The following is a 1464-nucleotide window of genomic DNA, read 5'->3' as shown; positions in this document are numbered from 1 at the left end:
ATAGCACTGTTACATAACCAAATCATTGGATTAATGGTATTGAAAAAGAATTGGAACCACTATGCTTACATAGAAGATATAACGGTAGATAAAAAATATCGTACACTCGGAGTTGGTAAAAGATTAGTTGATCAAGCAAAGCAGTGGGCAAAAAAAGGAAATATGCCCGGTATCATGCTTGAAACGCAAAATAATAATGTCGCAGCATGTAAGTTCTATGAAAAATGCGGATTTGTAATTGGTGGGTGTGATTTTCTTGTTTATAAAGGTTTGGATATTGAAAATGATGAAGTTGCAATTTATTGGTATTTGCATTTCAAATGAAACTGTTTTTAACATTAAACAAAGTCAAAATAAAAACCCCAATCTCTCTATATTAAAATTGAGAAACTGGGGTTAAGTTATTTAACCATATTTTTTATTTAAAACAAATAACTAATTAATAATCCTGCTGATAATAAGAAGCCAAAAATCGTATTTGTCATCGCTGTTGATTTCATTGCGATGCGCATATACCCAGGATCCTTTGCCCCTTTTTGGAAACTTTGAATCGCAGAAATTGGCTTTCTCAAACCTAGGAACATAACTAATGCCCAAGGGCTTATATAACCCATTAATACAATTACGGCAATCCATAAATACGCAATGAAAAAGGCTACCGCTAGTGTTACCACAGCTTTCTCTCTCCCAAGGAGGATTACTAATGTCTTTCTTCCACCTTTAATATCTTCTTCGATATCTCTGATGTTATTCGACATATTGATTGCACCGACTAAAATTCCAATTGGAATGGAAATCAATACACTTTCAATCGTTATCGTATTCGTTTGAATAAAGAAAGCAATGAGTACAAAACATGTCCCCATTAACAATCCGGAAACTAATTCTCCAAACGGGGTGTACGCAATTGGTAATGGACCGCCTGTATATAAATAGCCAACTGCCATCCCAATTAAACCAATGACAACTAACCACCAGCTGCTATTCATACAAATATAAATGCCAATAAAAGCTGCTACGACATATAATAAAAGCGCAACTGTTAACACATTTTTTGGCTTCAATCCATGACGGACAATTCCGCCACCGATGCCAACGGATTCAGCGGTATCTAATCCACGTTTAAAATCATAGTACTCATTAAATAAGTTCGTTGCTATTTGCAATGCTAAACATGCAAGCATCATCGCAATAAATAACAGCCAATCAATTTTAGCAACATAAAGTGATGCCACTGTCCCTAAAATTACAGGAGAAAACGTCGCCGTTAACGTATGCGGGCGCGTCATCTTCCATATTAATTTAGCGGAACTAATTTCTTTTTCTGTCCCCATAACTCTGTTCAATCTCCCTACATTTTAAGTATAAATTACTAGCAGTATCTTTCTATCTATTTTCTGCCACGCATCCATTCATTATATCAATAAATGATTATCCTTTCTAACAAATCAACTTTTAATAAAG

Annotated in this window: 1 protein-coding gene and 1 pseudogene; one reads left to right on the top strand and one right to left on the bottom strand. The window is 34.8% G+C overall.

All coding sequences use genetic code 11. The annotated features are described in order from the left end of the window. Window positions 1-324: pseudogene (gene satA / locus ACQGS6_RS28380) on the top strand (streptothricin N-acetyltransferase SatA); the annotation flags it as partial. 98 nt (window positions 325-422) lie between these two features. Here satA and menA read toward each other — a convergent pair. Then, the gene (gene menA, locus ACQGS6_RS28375; protein WP_004411745.1) at window positions 423-1334 is read right to left on the bottom strand and encodes a 1,4-dihydroxy-2-naphthoate polyprenyltransferase; all 912 of its coding nucleotides are present in this window, start codon (window positions 1332-1334) and stop codon (window positions 423-425) included. Window positions 1335-1464: the final 130 nt, after the last annotated feature.

Source organism: Bacillus sp. GMs2/2 (genome assembly GCF_050172095.1).
Lineage (GTDB): Bacteria > Bacillota > Bacilli > Bacillales > Bacillaceae_G > Bacillus_A > Bacillus_A cereus.
This window is presented reverse-complemented; position numbering and strand designations above follow the sequence as displayed.